General features: G+C 37.2%; 4 protein-coding genes. 2 read left to right on the forward strand and 2 right to left on the reverse strand.

Annotated features, from left to right (window positions below):
* Positions 1-472: 472 nt before the first annotated feature.
* Together E5A76_RS15915 and E5A76_RS15920 are read left to right on the forward strand one after the other, a co-directional pair.
* Entirely contained in the window at positions 473-808 is a 336-nt protein-coding gene (locus E5A76_RS15915) for a PBPRA1643 family SWIM/SEC-C metal-binding motif protein (RefSeq protein WP_161119516.1), read from the forward strand.
* A gap of 72 nt (positions 809-880) precedes the next feature.
* Positions 881-1348, forward strand: a complete 468-nt coding sequence (locus E5A76_RS15920; RefSeq protein WP_008987356.1) for an RNA methyltransferase — start codon at positions 881-883, stop codon at positions 1346-1348.
* Between the two features lie 79 nt (positions 1349-1427).
* Here E5A76_RS15920 and E5A76_RS15925 read toward each other — a convergent pair whose 3' ends face one another.
* Positions 1428-3500 carry a diguanylate cyclase domain-containing protein gene (locus tag E5A76_RS15925; protein WP_237458924.1) on the reverse strand — a complete coding sequence of 691 codons (2073 nt, stop codon included), beginning with the start codon at positions 3498-3500 and terminating at the stop codon, positions 1428-1430.
* On the reverse strand, positions 3497-4672 hold the full coding sequence (locus E5A76_RS15930; protein ID WP_053986779.1) for a sugar ABC transporter substrate-binding protein: 1176 nt from the start codon (positions 4670-4672) through the stop codon (positions 3497-3499). Before E5A76_RS15930 ends, E5A76_RS15925 begins: the two co-directional genes overlap by 4 nt.
* Between the last annotated feature and the right edge of the window lie 130 nt (positions 4673-4802).

Consider the following 4802-nt stretch of genomic DNA (forward strand, 5'->3'; position numbering starts at 1 on the left):
ACCTTATTATTTTTGTTAAAAAACGGAACGATTATCAACTTCATTCAATAACTATAAGACACTGAATGAATGGTGTTTAAATCCTTCACGCTGAAATTTATTGAGTTGTATGTTAACAACATTTGTTATCAGTGCCAGTCGAAATTACCTATCATGGTGATAGGCTACGCCTTTTATTATCACTGTTTCCTCATGTTATTTTTAAGCTAATCACTATTTAAAACGCTCGGCAATCTAAAATGAAGTCCGACCATTGCAAACGTTTAAACCCTCACCAAATCACACAGTTTATGTATGGTTATGTGCTATTCATTGTGGTTTTGTGCGCGCTAATACCCTGCGCTAACTATTGATAAGCGCCCTAATGGCGGTTATTATGCCCGCAATTTCAACCACCTTAGCGGTGGTTTTTTATTCATAACAATTAATCAAACACTTTAGTTTGATTACTTCATGGTAAGTAGGTTCACCCATGTCTAAATTCTTCTATAAAGGTCGTATCGAAAAGAAGCCGAAATACGAAAGCTTTGGCTACAACACGAAACGCGCAACTAAACTGGGCACGGAAACCAACCCTCTCACATTGATTGTGAATAGCGAAGAACGTAAACAAGAATTACTACAGCAAATTGAAGAACATAACCTTTTTTCGAATATCACTGTAGATGCAAATGTGGCTGAAAATACTGCCGAGTTCGATGGTATCTTCAATAAGCCAAAAACAACGGTATTTGAAAAAACACCAAATCGTAATGATCCATGCTCATGTGGCAGCAGTCAGAAATACAAAAAGTGTTGTGGTAAATAACATTCTATAAAAGCAGGTATTCGTACCTGCTTTGTTTTTTAAGCTTCATGTAAAAATTAAGTAGATAGTCGTATGAGTAAAAATAGCCAAGGTTATTCTTGTATTGGTCTTTTTAACCCTAAAACGCCAGAAAATGTCGGCTCCGTAATGCGTGCTGCTGGCTGCTACGGTGTCAACTCTGTTTTCTATACTGGCACGCGCTATGATCACGCTGCGCAGTTTTGTACAGATACTAAAAAAGCCGCTTTAGACATTCCGCTAATTGGTGTTGAAGATCTGCGTGATATCATTCCTGTTGGCTGTGTCCCTGTTGCCGTTGATCTGATTGATGATGCCAAGCCATTACCTGAATATAAGCACCCTAAACGTGCGTTTTATATTTTTGGCCCTGAAGACGGTACGTTAAAGAAAGACATCACTGATTTCTGCCGTGAAACCATCTATGTGCCAACTAAAGGCTGTATGAACCTTGCAGCAGCCGTTAACGTGATTTTGTATGATCGACTAGCGAAAGGCGATAATTTCTCAAACCATAAGTAATATTGTTATAGACGCCTATAAAAAACCTCGATACCAATATCGAGGTTTTTTATTATTCATCCATCGGAATAAATGGCTATTAACGAGGAGTTAACCCTGTCGATTCATAGAATGCTTTTTTATCTAAATACATCGCTTTATCAGCAACTTGATAAATGTTCTGTGCTTCATGCGATTCCGTACTTGCACACCCCATCGCAAAATGAATTTTCACTTTATCGCCAGAAGGCAAGCTTGCGTAATGTTCTTGTTCTAGCAATGATCTGAGTCGTTGCTTTAAGAACTCACAGCCTGTGTTATCGCCAAGTTTAACAATAATCGCATATTCATCACCGCCTAAACGGTAAACCTTGTCCGTTTGACGACATACACTTTGAATTAAATTCCCGGTTTCAATCAGTAATTGATCACCCATATGGTGTCCATACTCATCGTTCGCTTGCTTCAGCCCATTCACATCTATCATAAATAAGCCAAAATACTGCTCTGGGTAACGTTGCGATACTTTCAGCCATTCTTCTAAATCGACATCAAACGCTTTACGGTTACTCAAACCTGTTAGTGGATCCGTAATCGCAATTCGCTCCAACTCTTCGTTTAGTAATCGCCCTTCTAATTCAGCCGATAGCTGATAAACGAACAGTGAAATCACTTCAAAGTCATCGCGCTCAATATTCGGGTATTTCATTACAATGACGCCTAATGTCTCATTATGAGTATCCATAATTTTGAAACATTGGAAAGTCTGATCATTTATCTTGGCACGAAAATACTCACTACAATGCGCATCAACATCAATGTCTACCAAAGCATCAGGATCAATGCCTTCACACACCCAATCTCGCTGATGATTTATATTCAATCTCATTGCCCATCCGGCATAAGGGTATAGGCTAACAAGTTGCGTCATCACCGTTGAATGTACATCGCCATGTTGCAGTTTATTACTAAATGACAATAACGATTGCAGCATGGTACGGCGCTTTTCTTCACGCTGTAATGTCTGAGTTAACTGAAGTGTTTTCTCATGCACCTTCTTTTCTAATTGCTCATTAAAGCTCATCAATTTGGTATTTTTATCTTCTAAATCATCAAATTGTGCTTTAATCGTGCTCGTCATTTTCTGAATTAAGTCATTCACCATAATTAACTCAGCAAAGCGTAAATCCTTGTCTGGGATACTATAACTGCCACTCAAGCAAGCGCGCACACTATCCATTAAATACGTTAATGGCTTAGCAAACCAACGGTAAGAAATGGTCGCGGTTAACAATGCTAACATCACGATAATAACGGTGACGATGGATAATATTTTCAATGAATTAGTAAAAGGATTCTCACCCAAGTACTTATTCATAAACACTTCAGCCTCGTAAGACATGGGTTCTGAAACATATTTATTATCAATTGTCACAACTTCGGTTTTAGAAACCGTCGGAACTGATGGCTCTAATTTACCTTTAAAAACGGTGATGTTATCCATGCCGTTATGTTTAAATACGACATGCTCACCATCTTTTAAATAAGGGCGAAGGACTTTAATGATATTTTCAACAGGTACAATTACAATCAGATAACCTAATGGCTTACGCTTAAGCCCTTCCGTCAGTGTCGATTGATAAATAGGTACCCCTATCGCAACCCCTTTACGACTAGGATTGAATTTTTCAGGCATCAACATTTCATCAACGTAGTTAAACACCCATTGATCACCGGATGTTTTGCTGGTACTGACGTGAACACTTAATAACTGCTGTAACCCTTCAAATGATTTTATCCCATTGATGCCATTGTAATTTTCAACTTCATTCCAATGATTATCAACAAGATACGCCGCTTGAATCAATGGCGTATTATCAACAAGGTTTTTTAAGGTTGCATCAACATGACTAGTAAGAAAGAAGTCATCTATCCCCTGCACGAGCAACCTATCACGAGAAAGCACATCGAGTGCCGTGGAAAGTAAATAAAAGCGGTAATTGAATTCTTGCTTTAGGGTTGTAGATAAACGATCAATTAAGTCTAAACGGTAGTTAGTTTCAACTTCTGTTTGCTGCTTAATAAGTAAACCACCAATAATGGAGGCAGGCAAAACTGCCACAAAAACCATTAACAATGCGAGTGATGATTTGAGTTTTAATTTTAATTTCATTCGTTCTTTAACCGACGCATTTGCTGTATAGCAATATGCTGCATATATTTTGCAGATTCTTCGGCAGATAGCCCATCTTCATAACGTTTAAAACCAATAGCGATAGCCTGCCATGCAATCGACATTTTAATACTAGAGGGCATAGGTTTAGAAAGCTCAAATTGCTCAAAAAGTACTTTGTCACTCCCTTTTGCTTGCTTTTTATACTCATTCAGTAATTGTTCTGAAACTGGTAGTAAATGTGTTTTTTCATATACCAATTTCTGAATAGTTGGACGTTGAACAAATTTAACAAATTGTTCAATCAGTTTTCTTTTTTGTTTTGAGCGTACTGAATAGTTTGGCAATGAGATGACAAAGGTACTCTTCATCGAACGCATTTGCTTACCGTCTATCGTCGGTAATAATGCGACACCTAGGTTATCACCCATGTTATTTTTGAGGTCTTGATACGCCCAATCACCATTAATGGCATACGCTTCTTTGCCTTGGATAAAATCCGCTTGCGAACAAGTATATTCACATTGCTCATTAACCATTTTTTGCTCTGAAACATAACGATAATATTTTAAAGCAGCCACCATTTCCGGCGTATTCAGCGTTATTTTATTATTCGTAATAGGCCAACCGTTAAACGCCGATAAAAACGGAATAAAGTAATACATATCTTGATAATTCCAGCCAATTGGCAAGATATTATTATCAATGTATTGCTGCTTTTTCGCTAACAGCGCTTCCCACGACTTAACAGGTTCAGGTACTAGCTTTTTGTTATAATATAACAGCAAATTATTACCTTGGATCACTGGCACTCCCCAATACTTTCCATCAGTAAAAGCGGTCACTTTTGCTGATGGTGAAATATCAGATAAAAACCAATCATCAGGGATACGAGATAATTTCATTAAACGATGCAAGCCAACAAAATCAGATGGAAAAATCACCAATTCTGGTAAACCACCATATTGAGCGCCCAATAAAATTTCGGCTTTTATCTTCTCAGGATCAAATTGAACCAACGAAATATTGATATCATTTTCTTTTTTAAACTCATTAACTAATAGATTAATAAAACTATTGTCTTGATGAGAATACCAAAGTGTTAAATTCTCCTCAGCATCAGCTGAAACAGAAAATAAAGCATATAAAAACAATACGATACTTCTAAACATAACTAATTCAATTTCCTAACGATTCGCGTTAAGGATAAGACAAAGTTGAACTGAATACAGCAATCAAAAATGATAGGGACGACATCATATAGCATTCTTATGAAGAATAAAACACTGCATTATTATAGAT

It is taken from the genome of Photobacterium lucens (assembly GCF_009873615.1).
Taxonomy (GTDB): Bacteria; Pseudomonadota; Gammaproteobacteria; order Enterobacterales; family Vibrionaceae; genus Photobacterium; species Photobacterium lucens.

Bases quoted from the DNA above. Each gene is read 5' to 3' on its own strand.
- E5A76_RS15915 (WP_161119516.1), top strand. From the start codon at position 473: ATGTCTAAATTCTTCTATAAAGGTCGTATCGAAAAGAAGCCGAAATAC.
- E5A76_RS15920 (WP_008987356.1), top strand. From the start codon at position 881: ATGAGTAAAAATAGCCAAGGTTATTCTTGTATTGGTCTTTTTAACCCT.
- E5A76_RS15930 (WP_053986779.1), bottom strand. From the start codon at position 4,672: ATGTTTAGAAGTATCGTATTGTTTTTATATGCTTTATTTTCTGTTTCA.
- E5A76_RS15925 (WP_237458924.1), bottom strand. From the start codon at position 3,500: ATGAAATTAAAATTAAAACTCAAATCATCACTCGCATTGTTAATGGTT.